The organism is Psychrobacter sp. S1-30-MNA-CIBAN-0213 (genome assembly GCF_040309845.1).
In the GTDB taxonomy this organism is placed as follows: domain Bacteria; phylum Pseudomonadota; class Gammaproteobacteria; order Pseudomonadales; family Moraxellaceae; genus Psychrobacter.
On sequence record NZ_JBEOPE010000128.1, the window covers coordinates 1 to 252 of the forward strand.

1 protein-coding gene is annotated in these 252 nt (G+C 48.4%); it reads left to right on the forward strand.

Annotation, left to right across the window (positions count from 1 at the left end; all coding sequences use genetic code 11):
* On the forward strand, positions 1-252 hold a 252-nt coding region (locus AAEY87_RS14210; RefSeq protein ID WP_350657640.1), incomplete at both ends, for a His/Gly/Thr/Pro-type tRNA ligase C-terminal domain-containing protein.

Genomic DNA, 252 nt, shown 5'->3' on the forward strand with positions numbered 1-252 from the left:
TTATTGCGGCGGCTATCGAGCAGAACAATGATGAAAATGGCATTATGTGGCCACCAACGCCAGACGTTAGCGATTCACTGGCGCCATTTGAAGTCGCTATCGTGCCGATGAAGTCGAAAGAAGATACCGTTATGGAGACGGCAACGGCACTATATGAAGAGCTTAAAGCACAAGGCATTAATGTGTTGCTTGATGACCGTAACGAGCGCCCAGGCGTGAAGTTTGCTGACCTTGAATTGATTGGTATTCCGC